At 69.3% G+C, this 13244-nt stretch carries 12 protein-coding genes; 3 read left to right on the plus strand and 9 right to left on the minus strand.

Going from position 1 to position 13244, the window contains the following annotated elements; translation table 11 throughout:
* Positions 1 to 69: 69 nt before the first annotated feature.
* Positions 70 to 570, minus strand: coding sequence for an ester cyclase (locus tag LI336_RS02490; protein WP_227131037.1), 501 nt, complete (start codon positions 568 to 570; stop codon positions 70 to 72).
* Positions 571 to 764: 194 nt separating this feature from the next.
* On the opposite strand from LI336_RS02490, the gene LI336_RS02495 reads away from it, so the two are divergent.
* On the plus strand, positions 765 to 1112 hold the full coding sequence (locus LI336_RS02495) for a helix-turn-helix transcriptional regulator (RefSeq protein ID WP_227131038.1): 348 nt from the start codon (positions 765 to 767) through the stop codon (positions 1110 to 1112).
* Positions 1113 to 1114: 2 nt separating this feature from the next.
* On the opposite strand, the gene LI336_RS02500 is transcribed toward LI336_RS02495, so the two are convergent.
* The 5 genes from LI336_RS02500 to gatC form a co-directional block, all read right to left on the minus strand.
* Positions 1115 to 2881 (minus strand): spermidine synthase, encoded by a 1767-nt coding sequence (locus tag LI336_RS02500; protein ID WP_227131039.1) that lies wholly within the window; start codon positions 2879 to 2881, stop codon positions 1115 to 1117.
* A 63-nt stretch (positions 2882 to 2944) separates the two neighbouring features.
* The gene (locus tag LI336_RS02505) at positions 2945 to 4462 is read right to left on the minus strand and encodes an outer membrane protein assembly factor BamB family protein (RefSeq protein ID WP_227131040.1); all 1518 of its coding nucleotides are present in this window, start codon (positions 4460 to 4462) and stop codon (positions 2945 to 2947) included.
* A 67-nt stretch (positions 4463 to 4529) separates the two neighbouring features.
* The gene (locus LI336_RS02510) at positions 4530 to 4943 is read right to left on the minus strand and encodes a DUF8048 family protein (RefSeq protein WP_227131041.1); all 414 of its coding nucleotides are present in this window, start codon (positions 4941 to 4943) and stop codon (positions 4530 to 4532) included.
* 272 nt (positions 4944 to 5215) lie between these two features.
* Entirely contained in the window at positions 5216 to 6484 is a 1269-nt protein-coding gene (gene gatA / locus LI336_RS02515) for an Asp-tRNA(Asn)/Glu-tRNA(Gln) amidotransferase subunit GatA (protein WP_227131042.1), read from the minus strand.
* On the minus strand, positions 6481 to 6759 hold the full coding sequence (gene gatC / locus LI336_RS02520; RefSeq protein WP_227131043.1) for an Asp-tRNA(Asn)/Glu-tRNA(Gln) amidotransferase subunit GatC: 279 nt from the start codon (positions 6757 to 6759) through the stop codon (positions 6481 to 6483). Before gatC ends, gatA begins: the two co-directional genes overlap by 4 nt.
* A 344-nt stretch (positions 6760 to 7103) precedes the next feature.
* Here gatC and LI336_RS02525 point away from each other — a divergent pair, with 344 nt between their 5' ends.
* Positions 7104 to 8075 (plus strand): transcription initiation factor IIB, encoded by a 972-nt coding sequence (locus LI336_RS02525; RefSeq protein ID WP_227131044.1) that lies wholly within the window; start codon positions 7104 to 7106, stop codon positions 8073 to 8075.
* 262 nt (positions 8076 to 8337) lie between these two features.
* On the opposite strand, the gene LI336_RS02530 is transcribed toward LI336_RS02525, so the two are convergent.
* The 3 genes from LI336_RS02530 to LI336_RS02540 form a co-directional block, all read right to left on the minus strand.
* Complete coding sequence (locus tag LI336_RS02530) at positions 8338 to 9189, minus strand: hypothetical protein (protein ID WP_227131045.1); 852 nt, start codon at positions 9187 to 9189, stop codon at positions 8338 to 8340.
* 88 nt (positions 9190 to 9277) lie between these two features.
* Positions 9278 to 10144 (minus strand): asparagine synthase C-terminal domain-containing protein, encoded by an 867-nt coding sequence (locus LI336_RS02535; RefSeq protein WP_227131431.1) that lies wholly within the window; start codon positions 10142 to 10144, stop codon positions 9278 to 9280.
* A gap of 44 nt (positions 10145 to 10188) precedes the next feature.
* The gene (locus LI336_RS02540) at positions 10189 to 10875 is read right to left on the minus strand and encodes a PHP domain-containing protein (RefSeq protein WP_227131046.1); all 687 of its coding nucleotides are present in this window, start codon (positions 10873 to 10875) and stop codon (positions 10189 to 10191) included.
* A 166-nt stretch (positions 10876 to 11041) separates the two neighbouring features.
* On the opposite strand from LI336_RS02540, the gene purL reads away from it, so the two are divergent.
* Complete coding sequence (gene purL / locus LI336_RS02545; protein ID WP_227131047.1) at positions 11042 to 13222, plus strand: phosphoribosylformylglycinamidine synthase subunit PurL; 2181 nt, start codon at positions 11042 to 11044, stop codon at positions 13220 to 13222.
* The last annotated feature ends 22 nt before the right edge of the window (positions 13223 to 13244 follow it).

A 13244-nucleotide genomic window follows, 5' to 3' on the forward strand; every position in this document is an offset into this window, starting at 1 on the left:
ACCAAGCGACGCCGACGCGACGGTTCGGACGGTCGTCGACCGGACCGCGTCGACTGCGTCCGCGTCGGGTCAGACGACCGCCTTCAGTTTCCGGACCGCCAGCTTCGGCGCGAGCGAGAGCACCGCCGGGAACGTCAGTCCGAGCTGCTCGCGGAACGCGACCTGGTCGAAGTAGTCCCGCCAGGACTCGATGCCGTCCTCGCCGAGTTCGAGGACCGCGACCGTCTCGGTCGTGGCGCGACGCCCGGTCGCCGGGATGCCGTCCATCGAGCCCTCGTGCGTCCCGACGTACCGCAGTTCGAGCGCCACGTCGTCGTCGGTCGCCGCGACGACGCGCCGAACGGAGATCGTGAGGTCCGGGAACGCCTCGAAGACCTCGGCGGTGTACTCGCGGAGCTCGCGGCCCGAGACGGGGTCGTCGAGGAGCGGGTCGTAGAACGTCCCGTCGTCGGCGAACGCGTCCAGTACTCGCTCGACGTCGTGGTCGTTGAACGCCTCGATGCCGCGTTCGACGCGCGGGTCGAGGTCGTGCGGTGCCTGCGTCGTAGCTCGCCCTGATTCTCCTGGCATACGTTCGCGTTCGACGCCCAGTGCCGTTCCCTTACGGAGTGGGCGAACCCTCACGGTCCGGGTCGACGAGTCGGACCGGCGGCCGGTCGTCGATGCAGGTGTGCGTGCCGGGGCGAGACGGTGACATTTATGCCGCCCCCGGTGCTTCGTTCCAACGAATCCATGTCCGGACATTCGTCGCCGAGGTGGTCCGCGTGAGCGTCGCCGCAGAGGAGGAACTTACCGAGGACGAGCACGCGGGGCTCGAACTCGTCCGCGAGACGGGCGGCATCCACCAGAGCGACTTCTGGAAGGAACTCGGTGTCTCCTCGCGGAAGGGCTCGCGCATCGTCGAGAGCCTCGTCGAGAAGGGACTCGTCGACCGCGAGGACACCATCTACAACGGACACAACACGTACTACGTCTCGCCGACCGCTCGCGACCTCGAGTTCTCGCTGCTGATGGCGGGCGACATGCTGTCGCCGTTCATCGGCGAGGAGGAGGTCGACGGGAACTCCGACGCGTTCTCGCAGTGGATCATGAACCTCGCGTACGAGGAGTAGTCTCAGCCCCGCACGTCCACGACGCCGTCCGTTCTCGGTTCCGTCGCCACCCGAGGAGCGACGGCTGGATGCGCCAGCGCGGCGACGCCGACGGCCGGTTCCCTCGCGTCTAACGCGGTCGCACCCGCAGCGACCGGCTCGTTCCGCTCCGAGGCGGTCGCCGCGTCGTCGGTTGCGTTCGTCGCCGCGTCGTCGGTTGCGTTCGTCGCCGCGTCGTCGCTGTCGTTGGTCTCCTGGAGGACGTACTGCTGGCCGACCATCGGGTCGAGCAAGCTGTCGACGGGCGCGTAGTCGTCGGTGAGCACGGGGACGTCGCTCGTCTCGGGCGGGTCGCGGTAGTTCCGTATCTCGCTTTCGAGGTCGATACCGATGTCGCGGCGGTCGTTGCGCGCGAGCAGCGTCTCCTCGCTGACCCGCGTCGCGTTCTTCGTCGCGATCACCTCGACGTTCTGGACGACCGCGCCACCGACGGTCGGGAACGTGTACACGGTCTCGAACGTGCTGTCGAGGGTCTTGTACTCGGCGCGGTAGAACTTCGACGCCGGCCCGCTCGGGGCGCTGATGAGGTTCGTGAGGAGCACGCCGTCGTCGTCGAGACGCTGCTTCGCGAGCTCCATGAACTCCTTGGTGGTCAGCTGGAACGGGACCTTGTCCTTCTTGTACGCGTCGAGGACGATGACGTCGTACGTGCGGTTCGTCTGCCGGAGGAACTCGCGGCCGTCCGCGTTGTACACGTTCAACTGGTCGGACTCCTCCAGGCGGAAGTACGCCTTCGCGACGCGGATGACCTCCGGGTCGATCTCGACGGCGTCCACTCGTGCGTCGTAGTCGTTCGCGAACCGCTTCGGGCCCGTGAACCCGCCGCCGCCGACGAACAGGACGCTATCGACGTCGTCGTCGCGGTCGGTCAGGAGCAGTGGGAGGTGGAAGTACCGCGTGTAATCGAAGACGTGCCGGTTCGGGTCCGACCGGTCCATCGCGCTGTGCTTCTGGCCGTCGAGGAAGAGCACGCGCGTGTCGCCGCGGTCGACGACCTGGAGTTCCTGGTACGGCGTCTGGGTCTCGTAGACGACCTGGCCCTCGACGGAGAGCCCGAGCGCGGGACCGGCGAGCGCGCCGACGAGGACGACGAGGAGGAACGCGGTGACGGCGACGTTCTCGCGCGTCCACCCCGGCCGCAGGAGCGCCGCGGCGGTGCCGACGGACAGGACGCCGAAGACGAACGCGATCTCCTCCACGCCAAGGGACGGGATGAGGAAGAACGTCGTCGCGAACGCGCCGACGATGCTCCCGATGGTCCCGAGCGCGTACACGTGCCCGGACGCTTCGCCGAGACCCTCCTTCTCGGAGAGTTCCGCGGCGTACGGACTGACGTACCCGAGGAGGTACGTCGGTGGCCCGAACAGGAGCGTTATCGCGGGCAGTGACGCGAACCGGCTCGGGAGCGGGACGGTCGCGAGCCCGCGCACGAGGAGGTCGCCGAGGACGATGAGGACCGCGACGTAGCCCGCGGTCAGGAGGAACACGCGCGCCATCCGACCGTTCGTCGCCATCCGCGCCGCCTGCTTGCCCCCACGCCAGTACCCGTAGCTGAGGGCGGCGAGGAACACGCCGATGATGCTCCCCCACGTGTAGATACTGCTCCCGAACTGGGGGGCTATCATCCGGCCGGCGAGGATCTCGAGGCCCATGCTCGCCACGCCCGAGACGAACACCGCGAGCTCGGGTTTCGACAGCCGCAGCGAGTCGATGAGACGGCTGGAACGCATATCCGGAGGGTAGCACCCGAGGCGGTTAACTGTTCGACACGGAGCAGGCCGCTCGGGCCAGCGTCAGGCGAGGACGACCAGCCCGCCCTCGTGATCTTCGCGGTCCTCGGTCGTGAAGTTCGCCGGTTGCATGTAGATTGCGCCGTTCGCGACGACGGTGGACGCCGATTTGATGCGCCGGTACGTCGGGGTCCAGTGCCAGCGAACGGCTCCCGTCCTCGCGTCGAGCGCGTAGACGGTGCCGACGCCCGTGGCGGCGTAGACCACGTCGCCGTCGCCGACGAGTTTCGGCGACCCGCGGACGTCGCCAAGTTGGTTGTCGCCGGGATTGCTTCGCCAGACTTCGGCCCCGGTGTTCACGTCCAGCGCGATCACCTCGCCGCCGGACGAGACGAGGTAGAGGAGTCCGTTCAGGACCGCGTAGCCCCGTTGGCTGCCGGTGTTGTCCGCGTACGACCCGATCTGGACCTTCCAGTCGATGGTCCCGCCAGGGGTCACGCAGACGACGTACTCGCCCGTGTACCCGTAGATGCGGCCGTTCGCGAACGTCACGTCCTCGCCACCCACGTCGTGGCGCTCCCAGCGTTCCGCGCCCGTCTCCGGGTCGAGTGCGACGAAGCCACTGTAGCCGCCGGCGAGGTACAGCGACTCGTCGCCCATCGCCATCCCCTCGAAGTACCCGTTGTCGTTCTCGTCGGTGCTGTCGTCGGGGTCGGCGTCCGCGGTGTATCCGCCGGCGTCGGTATAGGTCCAGATGGTGTCGCCCGTGCCCGCTTCGAGCGCTCGCACACCGCCGTCGGTGTTCTTCTCCTTCGGGTTCCCGAGCGCGACGTAGACGACGCCGTCCCGCACGATCGGTGAGGTGTTCGTGCTACGGTCCACGGCGTCCCACGACCGCCGCCACTCGACCGCGCCCGTCTCCGCGTTCAGCGCGAAGAGGTTGCTCGCCTCGCTGATCGCGTACACGGACCCGTCGGCGTACGTCGGGGTGGCCATCAGCTCGGTACCGAAGTTGGGTTCGTTCGGGAACGGATCGACGACGGTCTGCCACAGCTCGTCGCCGGTCTGGGCGTCGTACGCACCGAAGGACAGGAGGTTGTACCGGTCTTCGGATTCCTGTTTCGCCGGGTAGCCGACGTAGACGACGTCGTTCGCGACGACGGGTTGCCCGTTCTTCGTCGCTCGTGACGCGTTCCCGAACGGGACCGCCCACTGGACTGCGAGGTCCTCGTCGGGCCCGGTGTTGTCGGACGCGTACCCGGAGTTGGCGTCGTCGTACTGGAACGTCGGCCAGGCGTCTCCGGTCCCGATGTCGGGTTCGTCGGGTTCCTCCGTGTCTTCGGTCTCGGTCGGTTCGTCGGTCGTGGTCGACTGGTCCTCGGTGGTCGTCGACGCGAACGTCGCTTCGCTCTCGACGGCCGTCGTGGCTCGCGTGCTCGATGGGTCCGTCGAGTCGGCGTCGTCGGTGCCGTCGCCGGTACACCCCGCGACCGCGGCGGCCATCCCGGTCCCGGTCGCCGCGAGGAACCGTCGTCGTCGGATCGTCGATTCGTCGTCGTCCCGTTCGTCTCCCCCACCCATAGTATAACCTGGATGATACGCGACAGGTGCATAAACGTACCGTCGGCCGAGAGCGCGGCGGCCGCGGTCAGCTGACCGGCGTGACGCGTTCGACGAGCACGAACGGGTCGCGGTCGCGGTTGTAGTACGAGACGTCGCCGTCGATGGCCTCGATGAGTCGCCGGTGGACCTCGCGGGCGGCGCGGCCCTCGTCGGGGTGGAGGTTGTGTTCGCGGCGGAGGCGCGACCAGAACTCGCCGTCGAGCCAGTAGAGGGTCTCGTCGTTCGACTGGTAGATCTCCTCGCCGAGGTCGGCGAGGTCGTCCGGGCCGAGGTCGCGTCCGGAGAGCTGTGCACGAGCGAGGACGGCGACGAGCTGTCGACGCGAGACGGGTGCGTGGAGGGCCACGTCGTCGACCAGGTCGCCGTAGTAGTCCTCGACGAGGTCGCAAGCGCGCGAGAACTCGCCGAATTCGACGTCGGTATCCTGAGAGAGTTTCATACTTGTGTCACCTCTTGGGTGGAGGGGTCGACTCCTGTCCACCTCTCTATCGGGCACGTATATAATCCTCAGTCTCGTTTCGAGAAGTGAGTCGTCAGATTTCAACCGCGAGAGGCGTTCTGGTGTGGTTCTGGTCCGATTGCCGGTAGTTGGACCGCGCCTCGACCGCGTACATAACGTTCGCGGCCGGTCGACGCCCACGCCGCCGCCCGTGGAAGTGACCGCCGCCTGATATGGCATGGTATGCCATGGTGTCGTCGTGGGCGCGGTCGTCAGTCGAGCGCGCTCGCCGCGCGGATCGCCGTCGCCTCGTCGAACGCCGGCGCGACGAACTGCATCCCCACCGGGAGGCCGTCGGTCTCGCCCGCCGGCACCGACACCGCCGGCAGGTCCGCGAGGTTCACCGGCACCGTGTTCGCGTCCGCGAGGTACATCGTGAGCGGGTCCGAGAGGCTCTCGCCGAGCGCCATCGGCGGCACCGGCATCGTCGGACTGGCGAGGACGTCCACGTCCGCGAACGCCTCGTCGAAGTCCTGCTTCACCCACGCACGAGCGTTCTGGGCCTGCTTGTAGTACTTGTCGTGGTAGCCCGCCGAGAGCGCGTACGTCCCAAGGAGGACGCGGCGTTTGACCTCCGCACCGAAGCCCTCCTCGCGCGCCTCGCCGAAGACCTCGTTCCAGTTCCCGTCGTACCCGCCGGAGTTCCCGTAGCGGACGCCGTCGAACCGCGCCAGGTTCGAGGACGCCTCGCTCATCGCGATGACGTAGTACGCCTGCACCGCGTACTCGACGGACTCGAGGCTCACGTCGACGACCTCGACGCCCTGCGCGCGCAGGTCGTCGAGCGCGTCCTCGAACGTCTCGAGGACGCCCTCGTCCGCGCCGTCGACGAGCTCCGTGGGGACGCCGACGGTCATCCCGTCCACGTCGCCGTCCGCCGCGTCCACGTACGGCGCCGACCGCTCGGGGTCGCGCGTCGTCGCGTCCTTCGGGTCCGGGCCGGCGATGACGTCGAGCAGCGCCGCGGCCTCCTCGACGGTCGGCGCGAGCGGCCCGATCTGTTCGAGCGAGTTCGCGTACGCGACCAGCCCGTACCGGGAGACGACCCCGTACGTCGGCTTGATGCCGGCGACGCCACAGAACGCGGCCGGGCATCGGATGGAGCCGCCGGTGTCGCTGCCGAGTGCGACGTCCGCCTCGCCCGCGGCGACCGCGGCCGCGGACCCGCCCGAGGAACCGCCGGGGACGTGCCCGGGTGCGACCGGGTTCTCGGTCGCGCCGAACGCGCTCGTCTCGGTGGTCGTCCCCATCCCGAACTCGTCCATGTTCGTCTTCCCGACGATGGTCGCGCCCGCCTCCTTCAGTCGGGAGACGACCGTGGCGTCGTAGGGCGGCACGTAGTCGGCGAGCATCTCCGACCCGCAGGTCGTCCGCACGCCCTCGGTGGAGATGTTGTCCTTCACCGCGACCGTGGTGTCCGCGAGCGGCCCGTCGTCCGCGCCCTCGACGGTCTCTCGCGTGATGAAGATGTCGTCGCTCATGAGACGTTCGGCCCCTTGAAGTAGCCGTCCTCGGTGCCTTCTGCGTTCCCGAGGGCGTCCTCGCGGTCGAGACAGTCGTGTTCCTCGTCCGGACGCATGACGTTCACGAGGTCGGCGTCGGTGTCGACCGTCGGAACGTCGTCGAGCGCGTCGAAGTACTCGAGGATGTCCGCGAACTGCTCGGCGAAGTCGTCGACCTCGTCGTCGTCGAGGTCGACGCGAGCCAGGTCCGCGACGTGCCGGACGTCCTCGGCGGTGGCGGCGTCGTCGCTCATGGTCGAAAGCACTCCACTGGCATGAGTAAGGGTTTCGATACCGGGCCCGCCATCGCCCGTGCGACGGGGGTGGCGTCGGTGGCGCGACGAGGCAGCGTTGGCCGTGCGACGGGGGTGGCGTCGGTGGCGTGTTTCGGAGGAATCGCGGACGTCGAGTGTCGCCCCGGCGTCGTCGTCCCGTCACCTGAACCGGTGGTAATGTCGAGGGTTCATCGACGATACCGATTTTCAGTCGAAGAATCATGAAGGGACCAAGGCATCTGGCCAATGCGTTTAAGTCGCCGTGGATGCAACGCGATAGGGAGAGCCCCCTCTTTCCACACGGCTCACCCTCCCCCACCACGATGACAGACACCAGCATCCGGCGACGAGAGACGGACACAGCGAGAACGAAGACAGAGACGAAGACCGACCCGGGCGCGGAGACGCTGTCCTGCCCGGAGTGCGACGGGCAGGTCGTCAGCGACGAATCCCAGGGCGAGACCGTCTGCGAGGACTGCGGGCTCGTCGTCGACGAGGACGAGGTCGACCGCGGCCCCGAGTGGCGCGCGTTCAACTCCAAGGAGAAGGACCAGAAGTCCCGCGTCGGCGCCCCGACGACGAACATGATGCACGACCAGGGGCTGTCGACGAACATCGGCTGGCAGAACAAGGACGCCTACGGGAACAGCCTGTCGTCGAACCAGCGCCAGAAGATGCAGCGGTTGCGCACCTGGAACGAGCGCTTCCGCACCCGCGACTCGAAGGAACGGAACCTGAAGCAGGCGCTCGGCGAGATCGACCGCATGGCGTCGGCGCTGGGCCTCCCGAAGAACGTCCGGGAGACCGCGAGCGTCATCTACCGTCGCGCGCTCGCCGAGGACCTGCTGCCGGGCCGTAGCATCGAGGGCGTCGGGACTGCGTCGCTGTACGCCGCCGCTCGGCAGGCGAACACGCCGCGGAGTCTCGACGAGGTGACGAACGTCTCGCGCGTCGAGAAGGACGAGATCGCTCGCACGTACCGGTACGTCGTGCGCGAACTCAACCTCGAGATCGAGCCCGCCGACCCCGTCCAGTACGTCCCGCGGTTCGCGAGCGAACTGGAGATGAGCGACGAGGGCGAACGCCGCGCCCGTGAACTCCTCGACGCCGCGAAGGAGAAGGGCATCCACTCCGGGAAATCCCCGGTCGGGCTCGCCGCCGCTGCCGTCTACGCCGCGAGCCTGCTCGCGAACGAGAAGGTCACCCAGAAGGAGGTCAGTTCGGTCGCGAACATCAGCGAGGTCACCATCCGGAACCGCTATCACGAGCTCCTCGAAGCCGCGCAGCCGGTCTGAGCGGTCGGCGACGACGAGCGCGGTGGCGGATGCGGTCGCGGTCGCTGTGCGGTGGCGGATGCGGTCGCGGTCGCTATCGCTGTGCGGTGGCGGATGCGGTCGCGGTTGCGGTCGCGGTCGCGGCTGCGGTCGGCTCCAGCGTCGTCGTACCGAGCGCGAACGGAGTGAGCGCTCGGGTGTTTTTCGCCCACGTTTTTACAAGGAGGGTGCCCGGAGCGCCCGCAGGGCGCGAGGGCACCCTCCGCAGTAAAAAGGTGGTGGGTCAGAGGACTTTCTCGCCGTGGTCGAACGTGACGAGGAGCGATAGTGCGACCGCGCCGAGGGTCGCGAACGCGAGGCCGACGACGAGCAGGGCGTCGTCGATGCCGCCGCCGCAGTCCTGGACGAGGACGACGTCGGCGTCGTAGATGGTGCCGCCGAAGCGGACGCTCCGGTTCTCCAGGTGCTCGCGGAACGCCTCGCGGTCGACGAACGCGGTCTGGTTCGTCGTGACGGACTTCTCGGTGGCGTTCGCGAGGTCCAAGGGGAGTGCGCTCGCGTCGACGATGCGTTCGGTGGTCGCGTTCTCGCCGCCCGGTATCTCGGTGGTGTCGAGCGCGTAGTTGTCCACGCACCCGGCGGGTGCGGCGATGCCGCCCGAGAACAGCGCGACGCCGAGGACGAGCGCGATGGCGGCACTGGCGTGCAGGACGCCCAGCGGCGGCCCGAGGTCGTCGCGGTAGAGCGCGAACAGGACGAGCGCGATACCGCCGAGCGCGGAGAGCGTGCTCCCGGCGACGACGAGTGCGTCCTCGAGGCCGCCGCCGCACGTCTCGACCGCGCGGATGCTCGTCGCGTACGTGGTCCCGTCGTAGCGCACGCGGCGGTCCTCGAGGTGCGTCAGGTACGTGGCTTGCGTGACGTTCACCTGGTCGTCGCTCTCGACTGCGCTGACGAACGTCTCGCGGACGTCGTCGGGGAGCGCGCTCGCGTTGGCGACCGGCGCGTCGCCGTCCGGCGCGGGCGTCGTCTCGAGCGCGTACGTGCGGTCGCAGCCGAACGACGGTGCGAGGCCGGCACCGAGCAGGAGGACGCCGACGAGGAGGACGCCGGCGGCGGCGGAGAGTCGGTTCACGACCGGAACCGGGGGCGGGAGTCACATTTGCGTTTCGTCAGCGGTCGGGACCGCCGCGAGCGCTGGCGACGCCAGTCGAACCGGGTCGCTACTCGGCGACGCGCGACCGGACGTACTTCGTGACGTGGTCGTCCTCGCGGCGTTTGAAGCCCGCCTGGCGCGCGAGCCGGTCGAGTTCCCGGCCGGCGAGACTCCCGTACTGCACCGCCTTCTTCTCGCGGAACGCGACCGAGTCCGGGACCCACTCGCGCGCGGCGAGTCGGAGCGCGTACTTCCGTTCCCCGCGGTCGCTCACGAGGCAGTCCGCGGGGAGCGCGCGAGCGGCGTCGACGACGCGCTCGTAAAGCAGCGGCGCGACGGGGTCGACGCCGGCGGCGGCGAGCGCGCGGACGTCCCGGTCGAGCTGGTCGGGGAGCGTGCGCGTCATCTCGTCGCGCGCGCCGAGGACGGTGTCCGCGTCGACGCGCGGGTCCGTCGGCGCCTTCGCGACCTTCGCGTACCCGCCGAAGAGCTCGTCCGCGCCCTGGCCGACCGCGAGGTGACCGTAGCCGTCCGCGGCGACGCGCTCGGCGACCAGGAAGAGCGGGAGCGCGATCTGGACGCTCATCGCGTCCGTCCGGTCGATGGCGCGAGCGACCCGCGGGACGGCCGCGGCGAGCGCGTCGTGGTCGAGTTCGACGACGGTCAGGTCGCGGTCCATCGCGCGCGCCGCCGACCGGGCGGCGGCGACGTCGTGACTCCCCGGGAACCCGACCACGTAGCACGGTGCGTCCACGAGCGCGGCGACGAGCGCGCTGTCGACGCCACCCGAGAACCCGACCGCGACGTCACCGGTGGGTGCGTCCACGTCGTCGCCGGCTGCGCGGATCGCTTCGCGGACGCGCTCGACCGCAGCCTCGCGACTCGTCGCCAGGTCGGGCGCGGGGCGAGCGAGCGCGCGCTCGACGGCCGCCACCGCCGGCAGGACGTCCGAGCGTTCCTCTCCCGACTCGTCGCCAGTCACAGGAACTCCGCGAACCGGTTCTTCACGCGGCGTTTCGCGCCACCGGCGGCCTGCCGGAAGCTGATGTGCCACGGCGTCCGCTTCCCCTCGACGGTCGTGTCACCGCGGCGGATGGCGTCGAGTATCGCGTCCACGGTCTCCTCGCCGTTCGTCTCGACCTTCGTCACCGCCTGCCCGACCATCTCCGAGATGTGCGCGTCGCTCCCCGCGGTCCGCGGCAGGTTGTAGTCCACCGCGAACCGCTCGGCCTGCCGGTTCGCGCGACCCGTGAGCAGTCGCGAGTTGTAGACCTCGATGGCGTCCGCGGTCGCGAGCGTCTCGCGGTCGATGTTCGCCATCACGCCCGACCGGGACTCCTGGAACGGATGCGGGACGACCGCGATACCGCCGAGCTCGCGGATGTACGTCAACGTCTCCTCGAACCCCATCCCCTTCGGGACCTGCTCCTCCACGCCGAGCGCGAGCACGTGCCCGGCCGCGGACGTCACCTCCATCCCCGGGATACCGACGAGGCCGTACCCGCCGGCCTTCGCGGCAGCGTCCAGGCTCGCGTCTATCTCGTCGTGGTCCGTGACGGCGATGGCGTCGAGCCCCACGGCGGCGGCTTGCTCTAAGAGGAGCTCGACGGGGTCTCGCCCGTCGTAACTCAGCGCCGAATGACAGTGGAGCTCGACCGAGAGCACGCCTCTCCGTTACTTGGGGTCGGTAAAAAACAACTCGGTTACCGGCTGGCTTCGCGGTCCCCGACTGGTACGCGAGCGACGTCGTGCACCCGAACGCCACCGCCCGGATGGGCACGTTCGTGGACATGGAAACGCCTTTACTGGGGGTCGATGTACAGCGAAGTGAATGAGTCTCGCCGATTCGGACCGCGAACTCGTCGAGGAGGAGCTCGGCCGGGAGGCGACGCCCGCGGAGGCGGCGCTGTTCGAGAACCTCTGGAGCGAGCACTGCGCGTACCGTTCCTCGCGACCCCTGCTGTCGGCGTTCGACAGCGAGGGCGAACAGGTCGTCGTCGGCCCCGGCGACGACGCGGCCGTCGTCGCGCTCCCGAACCCCAATACCGACGGGTACTCGGATACGTACGTCACGCTCGGTATCGAGAGCCACAACCACCCGAGTTACGTCGATCCGTTCGACGGTGCCGCGACCGGCGTCGGCGGCATCGTCCGGGACACGATGTCGATGGGCGCGTACCCCATCGCGCTCGCCGATTCCCTCTATTTCGGGGCGTTCGAGCGCGAGCACTCGAAGTACCTCTTCGAGGGCGTCGTCGAGGGCATCAGTCACTACGGGAACTGCATCGGCGTCCCGACGGTCGCGGGGAGCGTCGACTTCCACGCCGACTACGAGGGGAATCCGCTCGTGAACGTCGCGTGCGTCGGTCTGACCGACGAGGACCGCATGATAACGGCGGTCGCGCAGGAACCGGGGAACAAGGTCATGCTCGTCGGGAACGCCACGGGCCGGGACGGCCTCGGTGGGGCGTCGTTCGCGAGCGAGGACCTGAGCGAGGACGCGGAGACCGAGGACCGGCCCGCTGTGCAGGTCGGGGACCCGTACGCCGAGAAGCTCCTCATCGAGACGAACGAGGTGCTCGTCGAGGAGAACCTCGTCGAGTCCGCGCGCGACCTCGGTGCGGCGGGCCTCGGTGGCGCGTCGAGCGAACTCGTCGCGAAGGGTGGGCTCGGCGCGGACCTCCGCCTGGAGGACGTCCACCAGCGCGAGCCGAACATGAACGCGCTCGAGATCCTGCTCGCGGAATCCCAGGAGCGGATGTGCTACGAGGTCGCGCCGGAGAACGTCGAGCGCGTTCGCGAGGTCTGCGAGCGCTTCGACGTCGGCTGTTCGGTGATCGGCGAGGTCACCGAGGGGAACTACGTCGCGACGTTCCAGGGCGAGACGGTCGTGGACGTCGACGCCGAGTTCCTCGGCGAGGGCGCACCGATGAACGACCTCGACTGGGAGGAACCGACCGAACCGGAGCGCGACCTGCCGACCGTGGACCTGCCGGAGGCGTTCGAGGCGGTCGTCGCGTCGCCGAACACCGCGAGCAAGCGCTGGGTGTACCGCCAGTACGACCACGAGGTCGGCGTGCGGACGAGCGTACGACCGGGCGACGACGCGGGCGTCGTCGCGGTCCGCGAGGCCGGCGTCGGCGTCGCCATCTCCTCTGGTGCGGCCCCGAACTGGACGAGTGCCGCGCCGTACGAGGGCGCGAAGGCGGTGACGCTCGAGAACGCGACGAACCTCGCCGCGAAGGGCGCGACGCCGCTCGCCGCGGTCGATTGCCTGAACGGCGGGAACCCCGAGAAGCCCGACGTCTACGGCGGGTTCAAGGGCATCGTCGACGGGCTCGCGGACATGTGCAGTGACCTCGAGGTGCCCGTCGTCGGCGGGAACGTCTCGCTGTACAACGACTCGCCGTCCGGCCCGATCCCGCCGACGCCGACGCTCGCGATGGTCGGTGCCACGCCGTCCTACGACGCGCCGTCGATGGAGGCGAGCGCCGAGGGCGAACTCCTTCTCGTCGGCGACCGCGTGCTCGCCGACCCCGACACCGAGGCGCGCCTCGGCGGGAGCGAGTACCTCCGCCAGCAGGGTGGGAGCGACCGCTTCCCGTCGGTTCCGGAGGACGCGAGCGCGTTCGTCCAACTGCTCGCCGCCGTGGCGCGCGAGGACCACGTCCAGGCGACCCACGACGTGAGCGACGGCGGGCTCGCGGTCGCGCTCGCCGAGATGGTCTCCGAGGACGCCGGCATCGTCGCGCAGGTCCCCGAGCAGGGCGGGCTCTCGGAGGTCGGCGAGCAGGTCGGGTGGCTGTTCAACGAGGCCACCGGGCGCGTGCTCGTGCAGACGACCGACCCGGAGCGCGTCCGCGAGGCGTTCAGCGGCGTCGCGCCCGTCGTCCGCGTCGGCGAAGGCCAGCGCGACCCGCGACTCGACCTCTCGGTCTCCTGGACGGAGCTGTCGTACGACGTCGACGACATCGCGGCGCTCCGCGCGACCATCGAGAACGAACTCGACTGACCGCGAGCGAGAGGCACGAGAG

It is taken from the genome of Halorubellus salinus (genome assembly GCF_020567525.1).
Taxonomy (GTDB): Archaea; Halobacteriota; Halobacteria; order Halobacteriales; family Natrialbaceae; genus Halorubellus; species Halorubellus salinus.

What these genes read in the sequence shown, in the direction of transcription:
- LI336_RS02490 (WP_227131037.1), bottom strand. Translation starts at nt 570, where the DNA reads ATGCCAGGAGAATCAGGGCGAGCTACGACGCAGGCACCGCACGACCTC.
- LI336_RS02500 (WP_227131039.1), bottom strand. Translation starts at nt 2,881, where the DNA reads ATGCGTTCCAGCCGTCTCATCGACTCGCTGCGGCTGTCGAAACCCGAG.
- LI336_RS02505 (WP_227131040.1), bottom strand. Translation starts at nt 4,462, where the DNA reads ATGGGTGGGGGAGACGAACGGGACGACGACGAATCGACGATCCGACGA.
- LI336_RS02510 (WP_227131041.1), bottom strand. Translation starts at nt 4,943, where the DNA reads ATGAAACTCTCTCAGGATACCGACGTCGAATTCGGCGAGTTCTCGCGC.
- gatA (WP_227131042.1), bottom strand. Translation starts at nt 6,484, where the DNA reads ATGAGCGACGACATCTTCATCACGCGAGAGACCGTCGAGGGCGCGGAC.
- gatC (WP_227131043.1), bottom strand. Translation starts at nt 6,759, where the DNA reads ATGAGCGACGACGCCGCCACCGCCGAGGACGTCCGGCACGTCGCGGAC.
- LI336_RS02525 (WP_227131044.1), top strand. Translation starts at nt 7,104, where the DNA reads ATGACAGACACCAGCATCCGGCGACGAGAGACGGACACAGCGAGAACG.
- purL (WP_227131047.1), top strand. Translation starts at nt 11,042, where the DNA reads ATGAGTCTCGCCGATTCGGACCGCGAACTCGTCGAGGAGGAGCTCGGC.